The following is a 20,835-nucleotide window of genomic DNA, read 5'->3' on the forward strand; positions in this document are numbered from 1 at the left end:
GCAAGCATGTTAAAGAGAATTAGCTTAATTAAAATGGAGGTATCCCGTGTTTCTTACGCGGTATCTGTTGAGATTTCGACTCGGAAACAGAAAGCGCATGTTTTAATAACTTACGGGTCTCCGATGGTTCAATCACAGAATCGACATAACCTCTGGATGCCGCAACATAAGGATTGGCAAATTTATCTTTATATTCCTGCACTTTTTGAGCACGTACCTTATCCGGATCTGAAGCCGATTGTATTTCCTTACGGAAAATAATATTGGCTGCTCCTTCAGGTCCCATTACAGCAATTTCGGCAGTAGGCCATGCAAATACATAGTCGGCACGTAAGTGACGGGAATTCATGGCAATATATCCTCCTCCGTATGCTTTACGAAGAATTACGGAAATCTTGGGAACCGTTGCTTCACTGTATGCATACAATATTTTCGCCCCGTGACGGATCACTCCGGCGTGCTCCTGATCAATGCCGGGAAGATAGCCCGGTAAATCAACCAATGTAACCAGGGGAATATTAAACGCATCGCAATAACGGATAAAACGGGCGATCTTATCGGATGAATCCACATCCAATACGCCTGCCAGTACTAATGGCTGGTTTGCTACAAATCCGACGGTTTCCCCATCGATCCGGCCAAAACCGATCACTGCATTTGCAGCCCATAACTCCTGCACTTCAAAAAAGTCGGAATCATCCACCACAGCCTTGATGATATCACGGACATCATATGGCATCTTCGGATCGGAAGGCATGATCTTATCGATCTTATATTTTGCCTTAGGTTCTTTAGGTTCCTGCCGCGGTGCTTTTTCCGAATTGTTCCACGGGATGAAACTAAGCAGTTTTTTGATCTGCTCGAAACATTCGGCTTCACTATGAGCGAAGAAATGGGCATTTCCGGTAATTTCACTGTGCACGCGCGCGCCTCCGAGATCTTCCATCGATATTTCCTCGCCGATCACTGTTTTGATCACTTCAGGTCCTGTGATGAACATTTTGGATATCTTATCCACTACAAACACGAAATCGGTAAGTGCCGGAGAATATACAGCACCTCCCGCACAAGGACCAAGGATCACTGAGATCTGTGGAATCACGCCGGAACTGATGGTATTACGAAAGAAAATATCACCATATCCAGCCAGGGAATTAACTCCCTCCTGAATACGTGCACCTCCCGAATCGTTGATCCCAATTAAAGGCATGCGCATCTTCAATGCATGATCCATGATTTTAGTAATCTTGCGGGCATGCATCGATCCTAAAGAACCGCCTGCTACTGTAAAATCCTGTGCAAAAATACTGATCGGTTTACCATCTACTGAGCCTGTACCGGTAATGACACCATCACCATGTAAGGTTACTTTATCCATGTCAAAATCACGGGCATCATGTTGGACAAACATGTCGTATTCCTGAAATGATCCATCATCTACGATGGAACGGACACGGTCACGGGCTGTCATTTTGCCCATAGCAAGTTGTTTTTCTATGGCCTTGTCGCCGCCACCTTTTTCTATTTGCTCCCTTCTTTTCTTGAGCTCCTCGATTTTTTTATTTAACGCCATTGCGTATTAGGTTTGGTTAAAATTAATAAAAGAGGCTGCAACGTTACAAAATCTATCCGATTTGGGGAAACATTCATTCAATTTGAACAAGATACTAATTTGCAAAATTTTAACAAGCCTCATATGAAGATTTGATTTAATTAAAGATTATGATTATTCATAGAAAGGATCATTAAAATAGATCATTTCATCAAAAAATGAAGTGTCGGATACATTCAATTTTCTATATTTATTCGTAATGTTGCGAATGAATATTAGTAATTATAATAAAGTGTCTATTATTTATGGTGAATGAAATTCAAATGGCCTCGTACTTTTACAAATAAAAATACAAGGCCCTTATTCACTGGAAGATAATCCGGACCTTATTCCATTCATTCAAATTTAAACGGATCTTCTTTCAGATATATCCTGTAATCTTTGATCATTCCCGGAAAATTCTTTTCAGGACGGGGAAGATAAGCATAACCTGTTATGTCATATACCGCTCCTAAATCTATAACGATCTGATGAGGATGGCCACCTGGCGAAGAGGAATAATTGGTATGCCAAAAAGTAGATTCCTGCAAATCATAGATCTTATCTGCAGAATTATTGGCTTTTTCCGTTTCTTCACTGTCAGCATATATAATTTTCCAATTTTGCCGGTCAATAGGCTTGCCATCGGCGCCCATCACCTCCAGCTCGGCAATAGACGCATAATCATCGTTGCCAAATGAATTCAGTGATTCCAAACAGAAATAGCGGGCTTTAACGGTTTTCCCGAATGAAATATCCTGCCAACCGTTTCCAGACTTAAAAGTTCCTTTGTAAAAAGGTTTTTCGGATTTCAGGTTCAGATCCTGTCCCGGAGCACGATGGGTGATGGCCTCTTTTACACGAAGCATATCCAGTATCGGTTTGCGTAATCCGGCGATCTTATTTTCAGAAGGTCCGGCAATATCCAATATTATGATCTCATTTTTGCCTTTCTTTAGCCAACATCCCGGAAGATAAAGGGTTTGCTGTGGTCCTATTTCCCAGAAACGCCCTATGGCATATCCGTTGACCCAAACCATCCCTTTTCCCCATGTACGCATATCAAGAAAAGTATCCCCTGTTTTTTCAATGGTGAATGTTCCACGATAATAAGCCGGCATGGTTTCTTTTCCAGATGATTTCTTATATTCTTTATTCTTTACAAAGTCGTAGTCTACCGGGAAACTGAATATTTCCCAGTTTTTCAATTCCGTGATATAATCTCTTGTTTTCAGTTCCACTTTTTCGGTAATACCCTTGAAATCATGAATTGCTTTTCCGAAATTCACACGTCCCATGGCCTCAACATAAATATCCAGTATGGCCCCTTCCCCAACAGGAGGAAGCAGCAAGGTCGATTCTCCTTTACGGCGGTCAAGTGTCCCGACTTTTTCCCCGTTAACAAATACCTGCGCCCAATCATGAACATGGGTAATCTGCAGGGATTGTTGTTTTTCAGATGGCTGCAACCGGGTACGGTATAAGATAGTTCCCCACCCCTGGTTCACCTCTTCCATGGACAAAGCATTTTCAGAATGTACAGGTTCTGGCAAATTCTCATATACTCCTGCCGTTTCTGTCAACTCGAAAACAGGAAGAGCGATGGTTGGTATTGAGTCGGGAACAGGAGGCAGTGATTCACCCTCAGGAAGATAGTTTTTAAGTAATTTCTGTACTTCAAAATATTTAGGAGTCGTCCTTCCCGATTCACTGATGGGCGCATCATAATCATAGGAGCTGCACATCGCAGAATAAGCGGGAGAATTAGCTCCTCCCCAATGCCCGAAAGTCGTTCCTCCATGTGTCATATAAAGGCTAAAGGAGATATTACGGTCGAGCATTTGTTTCAATCCATCTACTAACGCAGCAGCGCTACGTGTCTCATGCTTACGACCCCAGTGATCGAACCATCCGCTCCAAAATTCACTACACATCAATGGTGTATTGGGCCGTAGTTCCGATAGTTTTTCAAACTGTTTCTCAATATTAGCGCCTGTCCCGAAATTAATGGTCCAGAGCAGGTCATCCAATGCATTGTTCAGGAAATTCGAACTCCAATCGCATTGAAAAAGAGGGACATCTGTAAATCCGGCTTCTTTGACAATATCACGTATATCCGAGACATAGGGTTTATCAGTACCATAAGCGCCATATTCATTTTCTACCTGTACCATTATAATGTTGCCACCACGTGTGATCTGCAGGTCTGCCAGTTGTTTGCCCACTTCTTTCATGAATATACGTGTACGTTCCATGAAATAAGGATCTTGAGTCCTCAGCGCGATCTCTTTCTTTTTAAGCAGCCACCAGGGTAATCCACCCATTTCCCATTCGGCACATACGTATGGACCGGGACGTACAATTACCCACATTCCATGTTTCTGCGCCAACCGACAGAATGCAGCAATATCATTCTGACCTTTAAAATCAAACTTACCTTCTTCTTGTTCATGTATATTCCAAAAAACATACAAACAAATAGTATTCATTCCTAAGGATTTACACATCTCAATCCGGTGTTCCCAATAATCCCTGGGAATACGGGGATAATGAATTTCGGCTGCTTTCACCAGCATCGGTTGACCATTCAAAAGAAATGTCTTTTCTCCGGATTCAAACGTACCGGGTTGATTCTTTGAAGTGCATGCCGGTAACAGGAAAATGCAAAAAAGTAACAGGCAGGTAATTTTTGTATTCATCTACATATTTTTTAGTGTATTTATGCACAAAGATGTAAAATAATATACAATGAAAAAATGATATCCAATATGTTTATCAAGCACTCAGTACGATTTATTGCTTTCTTAAATCACATAAATCAAATTGATTACGTCCATTAAATTTGACATTAATTGTTTGAAATTATTGATATGTACGGCAAATAATTAATGCAAAGGCAAACAATATTTTCAGTTCTTCATATCATTTCATAAAAAACAAATTCCCTCAAAAATATTCCTGTTAAAACGATTTTCGCAACCGATTGCGTAAATTTTATGATCGAACATACAAATACATCATTACATTTGATTTTTCTAAAAAAATCTATCATGAAACCCTCATGAACGAACGCTCGCCAAAGAGTATAAAAATTGAAATGAGGGTTCCATATGGCCATAAATAAATTATAATCATATGAAAGATGTTTGCAAAATAGGCCTTTTCGGTACGGGATTGGAGACATACTGGGGGCAATTCGAGGGATTAAAGGATTCGCTGACTTTATACCAGAATGAAATAAAAAAAGAGATAGAAAAAAGATGTCATGTTCCGGTAGCCGATGCAGGCATGATCGATCGACCCGAAAAAGCTATAGAAGCCGCATCTTTCTTTGCTAAAGAAGAAGTTGACCTGGTTTTTTTATATGTAGCCACTTACTGTCTTTCCTCAACTATTCTGCCGATCGCCCAAAGATTAAATTGTCCGGTCATCGTACTCAATCTTCAGCCTGTTCCTGCCATTGACTACGAGTACATTAACAGTATGGAAGACCGGGGAAAGATGACAGGTTACTGGCTGGCTCATTGTCAGGCCTGTTCTGTTCCGGAAATAGCCAATGTTTTCAATCGGAGCGGATTGCGCTACGACTTTGTCACAGGGTATTTGAAAGAAGAACAAGTATGGCAGGAAATAGAAGCATGGGTCGATGCTGCACGCGTTCAGTTTACCATGAAAAATAACCGGTTGGGCATTCTAGGCCATTACTATTGCGGCATGTTGGATGTTTACACGGATATCACCTTACAGTCCGCCACCTTTGGTACCCACATGGAGCTTCTGGAAATGTGCGAATTAAAGAAATACAGGGATGAGGCAACAGAAAAAGATATCCGGGATAAGATCAACGAATTCTACCAGGCTTTTGAAGTAGACCCCACCTGTGAAGAAGCGGAAATACGCCGTGCCGCACAAACCTCCGTTGCTATGGATAAATTGATACAACTACATCGATTAGGTTCATTGGCCTATTATTATGAAGGTATAAACGGTAATGATTATGAAAACATAGTTACTTCCGTTATTGCCGGTAATACATTGTTAACAGGAAAAGGGATCCCCATAGCCGGAGAATGTGAAGTAAAAAATGCCCAGGCCATGAAAATTCTCTCGGAATTTGGTATAGGCGGTTCTTTTTCAGAATTCTATGCCATGGATTTTAATGATGATATTGTGATGTTGGGTCATGACGGACCGGCTCATTTCGCCATTGCCGAAGGAAAGGTAAAACTTGTCCCGCTCTCCGTCTATCATGGAAAACCGGGTAAAGGATTATCCATCCAGATGAATGTAAGATACGGCGATGTTACTATATTGTCGGTTTGTGAAGGAAAGGACGGAATATTTCTGTTGACTGCCGAAGGAGAATCTGTAGCAGGGCCTACACTAAAAATCGGGAATACAAACAGCCGGTACCGTTTTCCTATCGGAGCACGTGAATTTATCAACCAATGGAGCAAGGCCGGCCCATCCCATCACTGTGCCGTCGGTGTCGGCCATATATCAGATAAAATCAAAAAATTAGGCTTTTTATTAAATATTCCGGTAATCAGTATCTGTTAATTTTTTATTTACATTTATTATGAATATAAGATCTTTTTTACTCACGTTGTGTCTATTTGTTATTTCAGGCAATTTATTGGCCCAAAATGTCGTCAACCTTAAATGTGAATACCTGGCCGATCCTTTGGGTATTGATGTGCCGTTTCCACGATTATCCTGGATGTTGGATGATCCACGGCACAATGTGGTGCAAAATGCCTATCAGGTTATTGTAGGTACAGATTCCCTTGAAGTTCAGGGAAACAGAGGAGATATGTGGGATTCCGGAAAAACCGGTTCAGATAAAATACCGGTTACTTATGCCGGGAATGAACTAAACCCTTTTACAAAGTATTACTGGAAAGTACGGGTGTGGGGTAAGGATGATCAAATAGTACAATCGATGGTCCATTCATTTGAAACCGGTATGATGCAACAAAGCAACTGGCGGGGAGCATGGATCAGCGATCACCATGGGATTGATTTTAAACCGGCTCCTTATTTCAGAAAGAAGTTCGATCTGAATAAAAAGGTCAAATCCGCCAGGGCATATATTGCAGTAGGAGGATTGTATGAATTATACATCAACGGGGGAAAAATAGGGAATCACCGCCTTGACCCGACCTATACGCGCTTTGACAGGCGGACCTTGTATGTGACTTATGATGTGACCAGACAACTACAGCAGGGTGAAAATGCCATAGGTGTGCTGTTAGGTAACGGATGGTACAATCATCAATCTATAGCCGTATGGGATTTTGACCGTGCTCCATGGAGAAACCGGCCGGCTTTTTGCCTGGATCTGCGTATCACCTATGAAGACGGAACCGTGGAAACCATTATGTCGGAAAGGGACTGGAAATCTTCTTCGGGAGCAGTTATTTTCAACAGCATCTATACTGCCGAGCATTATGACGCCCGTAAAGAACAACATGGCTGGAATAAGCCCGGATTTGACGACTCCAAATGGGGAGGCGTCAGGTACAGGGCCGCACCGTCTCAGAATATTGTTGCCCAACAGTTACATCCCATACGTAATGTAGAAGAAATCAGCCCAAAAAGCATTACTAAAATTAACGATACCACTTATTTATTTGATTTGGGAAGAAATATATCAGGTGTAAGCAAGTTCAGGATATCGGGGGATGAAGGAACAGTAATCAAACTCAAACATACAGAAAGATTATATCCTAACGGAAGAGCAGATATGTCGAACATAGATGTCTATTACAGGGGAGACCGCAATGCTGATCCGTTCCAGACGGATATTCTCATCCTTAGCGGCAAGGGTGAAGATGAATTTATGCCTAAATTCAATTATAAAGGATTCCAATATGTTGAAGTCACCTGTAGTAAACCGATGGAGTTGAAAACAGAGAACCTGACCGGTTATTTTATGCACAGTGACGTTCCTGCAGTTGGACATGTCGAAGCATCCAACACTTTAATCAACCGGTTGTGGTGGGCTACCAATAATTCTTATTTGTCCAATTTATTTGGTTATCCGACGGATTGCCCGCAACGTGAAAAAAACGGATGGACGGGTGATGGTCATCTTGCCGTAGAAACAGGATTGTACAATTTTGATGGGATCACTGTATATGAAAAATGGCTGGCCGATCATCGTGACGAACAACAACCCAATGGTGTCCTTCCGGATATCATTCCGACAGGCGGTTGGGGATACGGAACTGATAACGGTGTAGACTGGACAAGTACCATTGCCATCATTCCCTGGAATATATATGTCTTTTATGGGGATAGCAAACTGCTGGCTGACTGTTATGAAAACATTAAGCGCTATATCAATTATATTGATACGCGCAGCCCGGATGGATTGACATCCTGGGGAAGAGGTGACTGGGTCCCGGTAAAGTCCCACTCAACAAAAGAACTGATGTCTTCCATCTACTATTATGTCGACACAAAAATCCTTGCCGATGCAGCAAAATTATTCGGGAAACAGGATGATCATAAGCATTATTCAGTATTAGCAGAAAAAATAAAAAATGCCATCAATCGTAAATTCCTGGATAAAGAAACAGGCATCTATGCCAAAGGAACCCAAACGGAACAAAGCATGCCGCTCATGTGGGGAGTTGTACCCGATGATATGAGACAGGTAGTAGCTGATAATCTGGCAAAAAAAGTGGAAACCAATGGATTCCATCTGGATGTTGGCGTACATGGAGCAAAAGCACTTCTTTATGCCCTAAGTGAAAACGGACATGCAGAAACCGCTTATAAAGTGGCTGTACAGGATAAGTATCCCTCGTGGGGTTGGTGGATTGTAAACGGTACAACAACACTTTTAGAGAACTGGGATCTCAAAGCGGAGAGAGATATTTCCGATAACCATATGATGTTTGGAGCTATTGGGGGATGGTTCTTCAGGGGTCTGGGAGGAATCTATCCTGATGAGTCCAAACCAGGGTTTAAACACATTATTTTATGTCCGAATTTTGTTTCCGGACTTCAGCGTTTTTCTTCCGATTATCAGTCTCCATACGGATTGATTGAATCAAAATGGGAAAGGAAAAAAAGAAATATTGTCTATAAAGTAACTATTCCGGCCAATTCATCAGCTGAACTTTTTCTTCCCTCAGGAGTCCAGTTGAAGAAAACGAGTCTGCCGGTAGATGATAACAAAATGGTATTTTCCGGTAATAAGCAAAGCTATCATTTGTTATCGGGAAGTTATGAATTCGAACTGAAACAATAACGGACAAATGATTCGACTCCTCTCCCACCAGATCAATAATAACAAACACCGGATATTCGCATGGATGCTTGTTTATATTTTCTTTTCAACGGGTATACATGGAAAGAACATGGTACATAAAACGGATGATGTAAAATACATTATCCTTGTAAGGGCTCCCGGACAAGGTATGAGTCAGGAAAATCCGGCATCGATCAATCAAAAAAATTTCCAGGAAGTTGCCCAATCATTTACCGGATCGGAAAATTCGAAAGTAAAAATAGGCATTGGGTTTATTTTTTCGCCTTTTCGTACAACACCGGAGAAAACGGTTCAGGCATTAAAGAATTTCTTACAGACTGCAGAAGAACTTTCTGTTCCCATTATGATCCATCTCGATCTGGAGCATTGGTGGGGTGCCAGACCGGACCTCTGGAACTGGTGGGATCCATCCCGTCCGGGTTATAATCCGGCCAACCGTGAAAATGTTGAATGGACACACTGGTCTCCGGATAATGCGATTAAAATCGCGTGGCGTAACTGGGGGCGGCAAATCCGGGTTTTACCGCCGCCAAACCTGGCAAGTACCAAATACCTTGAAGCATGTAAGGAACAGTTGGATCTTCTGATCCCTATTGTCGTAAAATGGTCAAAAAATCTGCCTGAGGACAAACAACATCTATTTGTCGCCATAAAAGTCGGGCATGAGTCATCTATAGGCGTAAATGCTTATTATTATCCCAATGGGAATGAACTTCTGGACAAACCGGCATCAGAGGATCCTGTATCCGGAATTGTAGGACAAGATGTACTTTCCAGAGGAGTGCAGCAAACCGGATACGCTACTCTCAAAACTTCGGGGATACGAACCAAAGGAGATATTACCGAAAGGGATTTATATGAAGCAATACGCCGGTATTTGGAATTCTTATCCCGGGAAGTTGCACAGCAGGGGATCAGTCGTGAAAAACTATTTACGCACGCTGCCGGATGGGTCGGACGGAGAACTCCTGTATGATGCTGCTGTTAATGAATATTCCTGTCCGGGATGGAGTTTTTATGCACATGCCCGGGATCCGATGAAAGAACCCGCGGTTTTACGTAATCTGGCACGTTCCGACGCTCCTTACTGGGGTGCTGTTGAATGGTTAATGATGGACACTACAGATCCGGATGCACAGACACAATATAGTTCCGCCTCCGGGAAAAAAGCAATATGGAAATTGGCCCTGGAAAATACACTGGCAGATCAGCGTGCCCGGTTAATGTGTATTTTTAACTGGGAAGGCATCCGGGACAATGAAGCTGCAAAATCTGCTATTCAAGATTATATGATGGAAAATACTCCATAAGTTATACCTTGATATTTCTTAAGAAATACCTTTCAAATTACTTTGTTATATAAAACAAGATGGGCTGTTCGAATATTACGAACAGCCCATCTTGAATATGTTAAACTTTTTTATTTTTTTGATCCTGAAAATGTTAATGGATAAATCCCTCCACAGGTCATGGAAAGGGTAATATCATCAACTGTCAGACTGGCATTTAAACCTGTAATGATATATCGAGGAAATTCTCCTCCCATAGCCATGGGTATCAGTTGATCACCTGTCAATGAAATACCATTTTCTGAAGACTCGGATGTGATGCCATTTACTGTCATATCCAAAGATATAGGCATTTCATTGGAAAATTTAACTCCCAGCATGATCATCTGCATCAGATTTTCACCGGTCTTTGTCATGGTTACCGTAACATTCTCCTGGGTAAATGTACTGTTATCCTGTTGGGTCACAGAGAGTGTTCCAATATAGGACTGAGGGAATTGAAAGGATTGAGCAACTGTCACTTTACAGGATGCTGTTTTTTTTCCGTCTTCCGTAGTCGCTGTAATGGTGGCATCACCCACAGCGATACCTGTTATTTTACCGTTTTTGTCTACAGATGCTATTTCTGCCTGATCACTGGTCCATGTCACATTTTTATTGGTCGCATTATCTGGCTGAAAATTGACTGATAAAGATTTATTCTCTCCAACATTCAACACAATGCTTTCTTCATTAAGTGTTATTCCTGTCACGGCTGTCACAGCTTCATCATCATCTTTATCACAAGCAACAAAAAAGAAAGTAATAGCCAACATGCAAAATACAATACGATTCATTTTTAATTATTTAAGTTATATATTTACATTTAAAGATATTCCTGCCTGAAGTGGTTTACCCCTTTGTACAAATGAATTTCCTACCGATCTGAAATAAAAGGTATAATAATCCTGATCGGTCAGATTTTTTCCCCAAATACTGAATGTAAAGGCACTCTTTTTCCATGATATGGAAGCCCCTAACTGGCTATAAAAGGGTTGTGATAAGGTATTATCTTCATTCCAATAGATTTTACCGACTCCCCGCCAATCAACCTGTAAAAGCAGGCGGTCTAACCATCTATGATCAAAATCAAAGTGGTATTGGGCACCCAAAGAAACCGTATTTTGCGGCGCATGCGGAACATAATTGTCTGCAAAATCGGTATTTCCATCATTGTAAGAAACAAACCGTGCGTTTGTATATCCGTAATTACCTGTCAGATGTAGGTTTTCATAGAAATAATTCAGAGACAATTCCACACCAAAGCTATGTGTCCTTCCTGCATTAGACATCAACCGTCCGGTACTTTTTCCCGGAGGAAAAACAGTCAATTGTTGGTTCCGGCAATCAATAAAAAATAATGCCAGATTGCCTTTCAAAGAATGTCTGATCAACTCGAAATGACTTCCAACTTCGTAGTTCCATGTGTATTCAGGTTTATAGGAAATCGCCGAAGATGTGTCATAGGTATCTTCCTCATAGTAAATGCCCAGGTCAGACATCAGATTGTCCATCATCTTATTTTGCAAAACATCGGAAAATATTTGTGTATTATATCCACCGGCTTTGTACCCCCGGGCTATGGTGAAATAAATATTATTCTCCGTATTTATCTCATATAAAAGAGAGAAACGTGGCATTAACTCGAAAAAAGTCATGTGGTCATGATCTGACATCGTAGTTGATAATGGCTTAAACTGTGGCATGGTTAGTGAAAACCGATAGTGGATATCCGCATAATTATTATAACGTATAGAGGAATGCTCATAATCGAATCGAATACCTGCAGTTGCCTTAATACGATTCCATTGGAAAGTAGACTGATGATAAGCAGATAAACTATATACAGGCATTTTAAAATGACTTGCAATTAAAAATTCATCCTCTTCAATCAATAACTCCGCATTGGGAAAGACAGACTGAATGCCCTTATTTGCATTTTCGAGGATCAGCTCGTCAATTCCATCGCGTTTAAAATTGACCGGCGCATCCATGGATATCTGTTTATAGAATCCATACACCCCGGATAACCATTGCCATTTTTTATCTTCATTATTAGATTTTAATACAAATTCCTGTGTAACAGCATTCTCTTTCTGGGATTGTGTAATGGTAAACATGGATTTGGGCTGGAAGTCCTGGTCAAGTACCATTTTATCATCCGTATATTGATAACTGGTGGTACTGGAAAAATGGAATAATTGATTCTTATACAGGAATCCTATTCCGTTGATCAGCCCAAGACGGTCGTAGCTACAAGGATCATTATGATTGACCGGGTCTGCTTCGCCGGTTGCTTCATCATAACGTGAGTATGCAAAACCCTTTTGTTTTACTTTATTGATAGAAAAGGTATGATCTGCCATCCATGCTCCTGAAAGTTTCCATTGCAACCGTAATCGAAGTCCATCACTCTGTATACGGTCAGCTTTAGAATCATTATAACGATTGGTAAAAAAGCCGTCACTCTGGTGATGATTAACTGCAGCAGAATAACCAAATTTTTCATTTGGACGTTGATAAGTAGCCAGACGAACATCAAAAGTATTTCCATTGGCATATCCGGCCGAAAGGCGTGTGCCCTGATAATAAAACGGTGATAATGTGTATACATTGATCACACCCCCGATGGTGTTCCGTCCGTATAGAGTTCCCTGAGGGCCTCTTAGAATATCGATACGCCGTACATCAAAAAAATCGAAATCATAATTGTTTTTGTTCAGGATCGGCAGGTTATCCACATACAAACCCATAGCCGGTTGATCAATACGTGTTCCGATTCCCCTGATATATATCGAACTGGTCATCTTAGAGCCATAATCAGGTAAATAGAGATTAGGTGTGATCAGGGATAAATCTTTGGGTTCAATAATTCGTTTGTTTTCGATGTTGTGTAAAGTGAGTGAAGTCGCAGCAACCGGTTGCTCCATCAGCCCCCCGTGTTGTTTTAAAGGAGCGATGATATCTACCTGAGATAATACCGTTACAGTATCATCCGGGAATTCGGGCTGTGCGAACATAAATAAAGCCAGGGCTAAAAACTTCATTGCATATATTCAAAAACGAATGCAAATGTATTACCTATTTTCGAAGCAATAATAGGACGATATTAGCCTTTTTTCGGATATTTTACTTCATTACGAAAAGCAATAGGAGTCATCCCTACCTGTTTCTTGAACAAACGGGAAAAATATGAAGCATCTTGCAAACCAACTTTTCCGGCAATATCATTCACTGACATATCAGTATGACACAACATCACTTTAGCCTCAAGCAGAACCGCCTCATTGATCCAGGATAAAGGAGTTTTACCGGTAAATCGCTTTACAATTTTATGCAGGTGAGCAGGAGTTATATTCAATTTTTCAGCATAGTAAGCAATAGAAAGACTTTGATCCGCTTGTTCAAATACCATTTCAACAAAATCATTACACAATCTGTTGTCTACTTCAATATCTTCTAGATCCGTTGATTTCCGGTACACTTCATCTATTTCTACCAATAAAGCAGTGAGGTATGCTTTAATAACATGTTTACTTTTTTTGCCTTCATTTTCAACACAAAGTCGTTCAAAAATATATCTGACATAATTCCCGTGTGCCTGGTCAAAAAATACCTTATGATCGCTCCATCTGCGAAGGAAGCCGAATGTACGTAACAGATTGTTATTTTCACTATCAACATTAAGAAAATCTGTATGAAAACCGCCCATATAACCAATGCAGTCATTATAATAACGTACTGAAAACATTTGACCAGCAGGAACAATAGCGCATTCGTTCTCTTTGAACAGATATGATTTATCCCCTACTAAAATAAGTGCCTCTCCCTTGATGATAAAGAAAAAACAATGAATGGCAGAACGGATCAAGGGAGAAGGAAATTCTTTTTTGGAACCCAAAACATTAAGTTTCCGGATCACAAATAATTCCCGATTATCTAATGGCATTCTGGTAAACAGATCTGCCATTACAGAAGGACCTTTAATATGTTGCATCCTCATTTTTATATTATGCTGATTACAAAAATAATATTCTGGATCAATTTATGGCTCATCACAAAATAAATTATTACAATATCCATTCTAAAACACACTGATGGAGCTTATTAAATATCATTTATTAAAGTAATGGTGAAAATAATCGCATAATTGATTCAATAATTTTTTTCCACCATGGACGTTTTAGCCATTCTTCAAGAATTACTTCCCGACAATTTTCCATATCGTCACAAAAGACAGTATAATTATAGGCAGCAATTTTTGGATCATACAAATAAGTATTTATTTCAAAACTAAGCTCCAAGCTTCGGAAATCAAGATTTGCCGACCCAATAACAGAAATATAGTCATCTACCACCATTGTCTTGGCATGGACAAAGGTATCCAAATATTCGTAAATCCGGATCCCTGCCTTGAGAGACTCCTCATAATATGAATGAGTGGCCGGATCCATAAAAAATATATCTGCCTTCTTAGATACCATCACCCGGACATCGACACCACTTAATGCAGCAGATTTTAAAGCGTCTAACAATGAATCTGAAGGCATATAATAAGGAGTCTGGATATAAATATAACGATCGGCATTATTCACAATATGTGTAGATGCAAGTAATAAGTAAGGCCATTGAGAATCCGGCGCTTCAGGTACTACTTGCATAAGGTTTTCCGAATATTTTCGACATGCAGGAAAATATGGATTAATCATTTCCGGAAGCTCTCCTCCGGAATCATACCAGGCATTGAGAAAATTCATCTGTAACCCATGTACTCCCTGTCCTAGTATTCTTAAATGAGTATCTCTCCATTCGGTTGCATATTCATCTCCTATATTCATTCCTCCGGTATATCCTATTTCACCATCGATCACTACAATTTTTCTATGATCCCGGGAATTCAAATTTCTTCTGATCCAGGGAAGTGAAACTTTACTGAATGGAAGAACCTCTACCCCAGCCTTCCGCATTTTATAATAAAATCTGGGGTTGATATCGATATTAGCAATATTTTCATAAATAAAACGGACGCATACTCCTTCAGCTGCCTTTTTCATAAGGATATCGCGGATCTTCATTCCGATATGGTCGCGTCTGAAATAAAAATATTCCAAATGGATATGATGTTTTGCTTTTCCTAGATCTTCAATCAATGCTTCAAATTTTCTTTTCCCGGTAATCATTACTTCGACATCACTTCCATAGAGCACATACGAATCATTATTACGAGTAAGCAAATTAACCAGCGTAGCATATTTTGGAAGGACTTTATCCTCAAAATTATATTGAGCGAGATAATCCGAAATATTAGGAATTTTCGAAAACAATTCTTTTTTAAAATTCTCATAACTGGTAGATCTATGTCTTCTTCGTGGATTATAGCCAAAAACATAATAAAGAACAAGACCAATTGCCGGAACAAATAATAACACAAGCAACCAAGCCATTGTTTTCGACGGTCTGGTTGGTTCGGTCAAAACAATTATGACTGTACTTATAATTAAAATAAGATAAGCCAAAGACATAAAAGTGGTAAAAACCGAAGCAGACTCCATTACTTCTTTTCTTATATTTACCTTTTATTAAGCAACCGACATAAAATCTCAACCACAACAAAAATGTTCCACGTGGAACAAAAAAAACATTTTGTATAATTTCATTTTGAGGTTCCACGTGGAACCTCAAAATCGAACATCATTTAGCATCATGAATTACATTTGCAAAACAAGACAGCTATCTACCAAAGTACACCAATAGAACATTGATGTCAGCTGGGGAGACACCTGGAATCCTGGCAGCTTGCCCAATGGTCAGTGGTTTAATTTTAGATAGCTTCATCCGTGCTTCAGTAGAAAGCGAATTCATTTTTCTAAAATCAAATCCATTAGGTATCTGTATATTTTCTAATCGGCTCAACTTCAGGGCATTTTCCTTTTCCCTTTCAATATATCCTGAATATTTAACTAAAATCTCAGCAGATTCAAAAATTTCATCTTTCCTATCTGGGATCAATCTATACAATTCGTCCAACTCTACCATCTGATCCTTCAAAGAAAACAATGAAACCTGAGGTCTTACCAACAAGTCAATCAATTTCATTTTTTGTTGAATAGGAGATGTATTATTTTCCTGTAGAAAAAGATTGATTGATTCCGGAGTAATAGAACATGTTTTAATAAAAGAAATAATTCGATCCCGTTGAGTTGCTTTTTTGTTCAATAATTTCATTCGCTCTTCCGAGGCCAAACCCAACTCATGAGATAAAGGAGTTAAACGAACATCAGCATCATCCTGTCGAAGCAATATGCGATATTCTGCTCTTGAAGTAAACATCCTATAAGGTTCATCCACTCCTTTTGTTACCAGATCATCTATCAAGACGCCAATATATGCCTGATCTCTATTCAAAATAAAAGGTGTCTGATTCCGGATTTTTAAAACAGCATTAATTCCTGCCATCAGTCCTTGAGCCGCTGCTTCCTCATATCCGGTGGTACCATTAATCTGTCCGGCAAAATATAAATTCTTAAGTCGTTTGGTTTCTAACGTATGAGATAATTGTGTAGGTGGAAAAAAATCATATTCAATAGCATATCCCGGACGAAATATCTTTACTTGTTCTAAGCCTTCAATTTGTCGTAAAGCTTCCCACTGAATATCCCAGGGTAACGATGAAGAAAATCCGTTAATATAAAATTCATTAGTGGTTTCACCTTCAGGCTCTAAAAAAAGATGGTGGGAATCTTTAGAAGCAAAAGTGACAATTTTATCTTCAATACTGGGACAATAACGAGGTCCAATACTTTGAATCGTTCCGTTATACAACGGAGAATCTTTAAAGCCACGTTCAAGAAGCCGATGAGCTTTTGGATTTGTATAGGCAATATAGCAAGGTCGTTTTGATAAATGGTTCTCAACGTTTGGAAGAAAAGAGAATTGACCAACAGGATCGCCAAATTGAGGCTGCAACTTTTCAAAATTAATAGATCGGGCATCTATCCTTGCAGGTGTTCCTGTTTTCATTCGACCAACTTCAAATCCGATCTCAAGTAATTGGTCAGACAATCCTTTTGAAGATTGCTCGGCAACACGCCCTCCTTCGTTTTGTACACGCCCAACATGCATCAATCCATTCAAAAAAGTTCCATTAGTCAATATGATTGATTTTGCATAAAAGCGGATTCCAAGCCGGGTAATTACTCCTTTGACCACATTATCATCAATAATGAGTGTATCTACACCATCCTGGAAAATATCAAGATTAGGTGTATTTTCCAAAATACTTCTCCATACTGAAGAAAATTTCATCCGGTCACTTTGCGCACGCGGACTCCACATAGCCGGACCTTTCGACCGGTTGAGCATACGAAATTGAATAGAAGTCTTATCAGTAACAATGGCCGATTGTCCGCCCAATGCATCAATCTCACGTACAATCTGCCCTTTTGCAATACCACCCATTGCAGGATTACACGACATTTGAGCGATTTTTTCCATATCAAAAGTGATCAGTAAAACAGAGGCACCCATATTAGCTGCCGCCGCCGCTGCTTCACATCCGGCATGTCCGGCACCTACAACGATAATATCATATTGCGAAAAATTCATTCCCTTTCTGAATAATAAATACAAAGATACCAAAGTTTATTTGAGACAAAAAAGAACAAGAATAAAGATCCAATTGTTCAAAAAACATAAAAAAATAAGCACGATTTAGACAAACATATTGAATTCATTGATAAAAATGTAAAAATTATGAAAATTAACATATATATTTGTCTTAATTTTCGATAGTTAGATAGTTAATTTAAGTAAATATAAAATATATGGCCCATAGTATACTGATTCGAAAGTCCCTTATGTTATTTATAACAAATGGATTAAGAAAAAAAATCACTAGAAGCTTTTTTTCCTTGACATTGCTATTAATTTCTTTTACTGTCGTAGCTCAAGTTGTACCCAGTGGCATAGTATTATCTGCCACAAAAATCCAACCTGGAACTACAGAATTTACTATCACAGTAAGTTATCCCACTCCAATGAACATGACAGATCCAAATCAGCCTGTCATCAACTTTTTTGATCAAATCAGCCAGAATATTAACACACAAATAGCTAAAACACTTACATTAAGTAGTGCAATCTGGACAGACTCATTCGAACTTATTTTTACCTATTCGGTCATTCAAACCAGCAAAGAAAATGATTTTGACGTTAGGGCCACTGTAACAGGAGGAATTTCTCAAGGAGGACAAACCGGATCTCAAAAAACAAGTACTGAATTCACTATCCAAATGAATCAGATCGCCATTGATCAGGTAAGTTTTTCAACGAACAATAGCAGCAATAGTCTTATTATAGGCTCCACTGATTTAACAATTATAGTCACTTACGAAACAGCTATGGATCCCGATCCTGCCAAATATCCTCAAATATCTTTTCCTGTTGAATACAATACGGTTATCATTCCTGTAACAAAAAATTGGGAAAGCGGCAATACGGTGCTAAAATGTACTTATACGATTACAGAAAACACAAGTATGGATGGTATTTCAGGAAATTACACTATCTCAGGAGGAGCTGACCCATCTGATGTAACCGGATCAACACGAACAGAAAGCTTTACAGCAGATTTTGTGTCACCAACCATTGCTAATATTACATCCGGCAACATTTCTTCAACTACCACCAGCCATACTATCACTGTACAATATTCCGAAGATATGGCAGCTGTGGATCCTGTAATCACTATAGAACCGGTAGATGCAAACGGGATATTTACATTCCAAAGCGGAAACTGGAGCAACGCTAAAACCTATGTAGCCACATATACTGTCAGCCGGACGGATCCAGGTGTATACACTACAGCCACAGTAAAAGTAAACAGTGGAAAGGATGTTGCAGGAAATCCCCAGGTAACTGAAGGCACTACCAGCATTAATATCGACCAACGTACAATGGGTGTAACAGCCAGCATGTCGCCATCAATTATCCAGAGTACCGGCGGAAATACAGCAACGTTGACACTCCTTTTTAATGTTGAAATGGACATAGCTTTTATCCCAAGTATCACTTTTACACCAAATACACAAAACGTACTCACAGTCAATTCTCAATCCTGGACGGACAATAAAACATATACGGTTACATACAATATAGATAAATCAGACAGGGTGGCGATAAATAATATTGCAGTAGGAGTAGACGGTACCAAAAGTATCAATGGAGAAAGCATGCCATTACAAACTATTCCGAATGTGTTCAGCATCGATTTTAACAGCCCTGCATGTGTTGTTACTTTTTCACCTGAAGTAGTTGTAAAAGGAACACCCACCATTACTTTTACCGTTACCTATAACATGGAAATGGACCCCAACTCCAAACCTGAAATTACTTTTGGAAATGCTCTTGATCCTGAGACCTATTTCCCTTCCCCACCCCAATACAACTGGTCGGCTGATAATAAAACATGTACCATCACCTATAATGTTGTCCACCAACAGGTCCAATATCCATCTGTGATCATCATTGTTTCAAAAGGAGAAAGTGCAGCAGGCAATGCGCAATTCGAAGGAAGAGCAGAAAAAAACCTGGTGATCGATATGCTTGATATCCTTGTTACACCTTCTTTGAATAACCATGTTACCTGTAATGACAACACCCAGGTCGTTACATTAAGTTTCAATCAACCAATGACAGAAACTTCAGATAATATCATCAGTTTTCCAGGGTATGACTCAAATGGTTTTCTTGAATTTTCAAGCATTGAATGGTCCTCTGATAAGAAAGATGCAATTGTTACTTACAATGTTCATAGCAATATAGCATCTAATCAAAGTAATATCCCCATTGAAATCGGCCCGGTAGCTAATTTCTTGGGCCGGGTATATCCTGGAGAAACTATTGCTAATCTTTTCTCTGTAACATCCGATCCTCCTGTCATTGATGATGCCCTAACAGCATCACCGAAATGTTATGATCATGAAAATGGTGAAATCCATTTAAGTATATCCGGAGGAAACCAACCATATACCTATCAATGGATAAAAAATGATGAAAACTATCCATCAGCATCCGGACCGGAAAACACTTCGCTAGGAGCAGGTCAATACCAAATAAAAGTTTTCGGGACTGACAATTGCTTTGCTCTTTATGAAACGGAACTACTTAATCCAGAACCCATATCACTCATCGCTGAAATAAAACAACATGTTGAAAAAATTGCGGATGGCGAAGTATTATTAAAGACAGAAGGTGGAACCGAACCATATAGTTATTTTATCAATGGAGTATCTGAAGGTGGAAAAACCGAATATGCAGGACTCGATATAGGAAACTATACATTTGAAGTGAGTGATTACAATAATTGCACGGCACAAACGATCGTTGAAATAAAAGATTACCGTACTCCTACCATCTTCTCCCCTAACGGAGATGGCATCAATGATATCTTCATGGAGGGGTATACAATTGAAATTTTTGATCGGAGTGGAACATTAGTTTATAAAGGAAATAATGGATGGGATGGGTACTATAAAGGTAAACTGGCACGACCGGCTATTTACTTCTACATAGTCACCTTCCCGGATGGAATGAAGAAAAAGGGATCAATTCAATTATATAAAAAATAGTCTGAC

At 39.5% G+C, this 20,835-nt stretch carries 12 protein-coding genes; 5 read left to right on the forward strand and 7 right to left on the reverse strand.

The genetic code is table 11. The annotated features are described in order from the left end of the window. Nucleotides 1-28: 28 nt before the first annotated feature. Together LBQ60_10415 and LBQ60_10420 are read right to left on the reverse strand one after the other, a co-directional pair. Nucleotides 29-1,573, reverse strand: a complete 1,545-nt coding sequence (locus LBQ60_10415) for an acyl-CoA carboxylase subunit beta (protein ID MDR2038322.1) — start codon at nt 1,571-1,573, stop codon at nt 29-31. A 374-nt stretch (nt 1,574-1,947) separates the two neighbouring features. Further along, on the reverse strand, nt 1,948-4,290 hold the full coding sequence (locus LBQ60_10420; protein ID MDR2038323.1) for a beta-galactosidase: 2,343 nt from the start codon (nt 4,288-4,290) through the stop codon (nt 1,948-1,950). Between the two features lie 436 nt (nt 4,291-4,726). On the opposite strand from LBQ60_10420, the gene LBQ60_10425 reads away from it, so the two are divergent. Genes LBQ60_10425 through LBQ60_10440 form a run of 4 tightly spaced genes read left to right on the forward strand, consistent with a single transcriptional unit; the run spans nt 4,727 to nt 10,183 of the window. After that, nucleotides 4,727-6,151, forward strand: a complete 1,425-nt coding sequence (locus tag LBQ60_10425) for an L-fucose/L-arabinose isomerase family protein (protein MDR2038324.1) — start codon at nt 4,727-4,729, stop codon at nt 6,149-6,151. Between the two features lie 19 nt (nt 6,152-6,170). Then, nucleotides 6,171-8,852, forward strand: coding sequence for a glycoside hydrolase family 78 protein (locus tag LBQ60_10430; GenBank protein MDR2038325.1), 2,682 nt, complete (start codon nt 6,171-6,173; stop codon nt 8,850-8,852). Nucleotides 8,853-8,859: 7 nt separating this feature from the next. Then, nucleotides 8,860-9,849, forward strand: coding sequence for a hypothetical protein (locus LBQ60_10435; GenBank protein MDR2038326.1), 990 nt, complete (start codon nt 8,860-8,862; stop codon nt 9,847-9,849). Next, nucleotides 9,794-10,183 (forward strand): hypothetical protein, encoded by a 390-nt coding sequence (locus LBQ60_10440; GenBank protein ID MDR2038327.1) that lies wholly within the window; start codon nt 9,794-9,796, stop codon nt 10,181-10,183. The genes LBQ60_10435 and LBQ60_10440 overlap by 56 nt, the downstream gene beginning before the upstream one ends. A 110-nt stretch (nt 10,184-10,293) precedes the next feature. Here LBQ60_10440 and LBQ60_10445 read toward each other — a convergent pair whose 3' ends face one another. From LBQ60_10445 to mnmG, 5 genes are all read right to left on the reverse strand, one after another. Further along, nucleotides 10,294-10,998, reverse strand: a complete 705-nt coding sequence (locus LBQ60_10445; GenBank protein ID MDR2038328.1) for an Ig-like domain-containing protein — start codon at nt 10,996-10,998, stop codon at nt 10,294-10,296. A gap of 15 nt (nt 10,999-11,013) precedes the next feature. Further along, nucleotides 11,014-13,248, reverse strand: coding sequence for a TonB-dependent receptor (locus LBQ60_10450; protein MDR2038329.1), 2,235 nt, complete (start codon nt 13,246-13,248; stop codon nt 11,014-11,016). Between the two features lie 62 nt (nt 13,249-13,310). Continuing rightward, complete coding sequence (locus tag LBQ60_10455; GenBank protein MDR2038330.1) at nt 13,311-14,198, reverse strand: AraC family transcriptional regulator; 888 nt, start codon at nt 14,196-14,198, stop codon at nt 13,311-13,313. 124 nt (nt 14,199-14,322) lie between these two features. Further along, complete coding sequence (gene cls, locus LBQ60_10460; GenBank protein ID MDR2038331.1) at nt 14,323-15,753, reverse strand: cardiolipin synthase; 1,431 nt, start codon at nt 15,751-15,753, stop codon at nt 14,323-14,325. A 178-nt stretch (nt 15,754-15,931) separates the two neighbouring features. Then, nucleotides 15,932-17,806, reverse strand: a complete 1,875-nt coding sequence (mnmG, locus tag LBQ60_10465; GenBank protein MDR2038332.1) for a tRNA uridine-5-carboxymethylaminomethyl(34) synthesis enzyme MnmG — start codon at nt 17,804-17,806, stop codon at nt 15,932-15,934. Between the two features lie 437 nt (nt 17,807-18,243). Here mnmG and LBQ60_10470 point away from each other — a divergent pair, with 437 nt between their 5' ends. Then, nucleotides 18,244-20,829 carry a gliding motility-associated C-terminal domain-containing protein gene (locus LBQ60_10470; protein ID MDR2038333.1) on the forward strand — a complete coding sequence of 862 codons (2,586 nt, stop codon included), beginning with the start codon at nt 18,244-18,246 and terminating at the stop codon, nt 20,827-20,829. Nucleotides 20,830-20,835 lie beyond the last annotated feature (6 nt).

The sequence above is a fragment of the Bacteroidales bacterium genome (assembly GCA_031275285.1).
Classification (GTDB): Bacteria; Bacteroidota; Bacteroidia; order Bacteroidales; family UBA4181; genus JAIRLS01.

What these genes read in the sequence shown, in the direction of transcription:
- LBQ60_10415 (MDR2038322.1), bottom strand. Translation starts at nt 1,573, where the DNA reads ATGGCGTTAAATAAAAAAATCGAGGAGCTCAAGAAAAGAAGGGAGCAA.
- LBQ60_10420 (MDR2038323.1), bottom strand. Translation starts at nt 4,290, where the DNA reads ATGAATACAAAAATTACCTGCCTGTTACTTTTTTGCATTTTCCTGTTA.
- LBQ60_10425 (MDR2038324.1), top strand. Translation starts at nt 4,727, where the DNA reads ATGAAAGATGTTTGCAAAATAGGCCTTTTCGGTACGGGATTGGAGACA.
- LBQ60_10430 (MDR2038325.1), top strand. Translation starts at nt 6,171, where the DNA reads ATGAATATAAGATCTTTTTTACTCACGTTGTGTCTATTTGTTATTTCA.
- LBQ60_10435 (MDR2038326.1), top strand. Translation starts at nt 8,860, where the DNA reads ATGATTCGACTCCTCTCCCACCAGATCAATAATAACAAACACCGGATA.
- LBQ60_10445 (MDR2038328.1), bottom strand. Translation starts at nt 10,998, where the DNA reads ATGAATCGTATTGTATTTTGCATGTTGGCTATTACTTTCTTTTTTGTT.
- LBQ60_10450 (MDR2038329.1), bottom strand. Translation starts at nt 13,248, where the DNA reads ATGAAGTTTTTAGCCCTGGCTTTATTTATGTTCGCACAGCCCGAATTC.
- LBQ60_10455 (MDR2038330.1), bottom strand. Translation starts at nt 14,198, where the DNA reads ATGCAACATATTAAAGGTCCTTCTGTAATGGCAGATCTGTTTACCAGA.
- cls (MDR2038331.1), bottom strand. Translation starts at nt 15,753, where the DNA reads ATGGAGTCTGCTTCGGTTTTTACCACTTTTATGTCTTTGGCTTATCTT.
- mnmG (MDR2038332.1), bottom strand. Translation starts at nt 17,806, where the DNA reads ATGAATTTTTCGCAATATGATATTATCGTTGTAGGTGCCGGACATGCC.
- LBQ60_10470 (MDR2038333.1), top strand. Translation starts at nt 18,244, where the DNA reads ATGACAGATCCAAATCAGCCTGTCATCAACTTTTTTGATCAAATCAGC.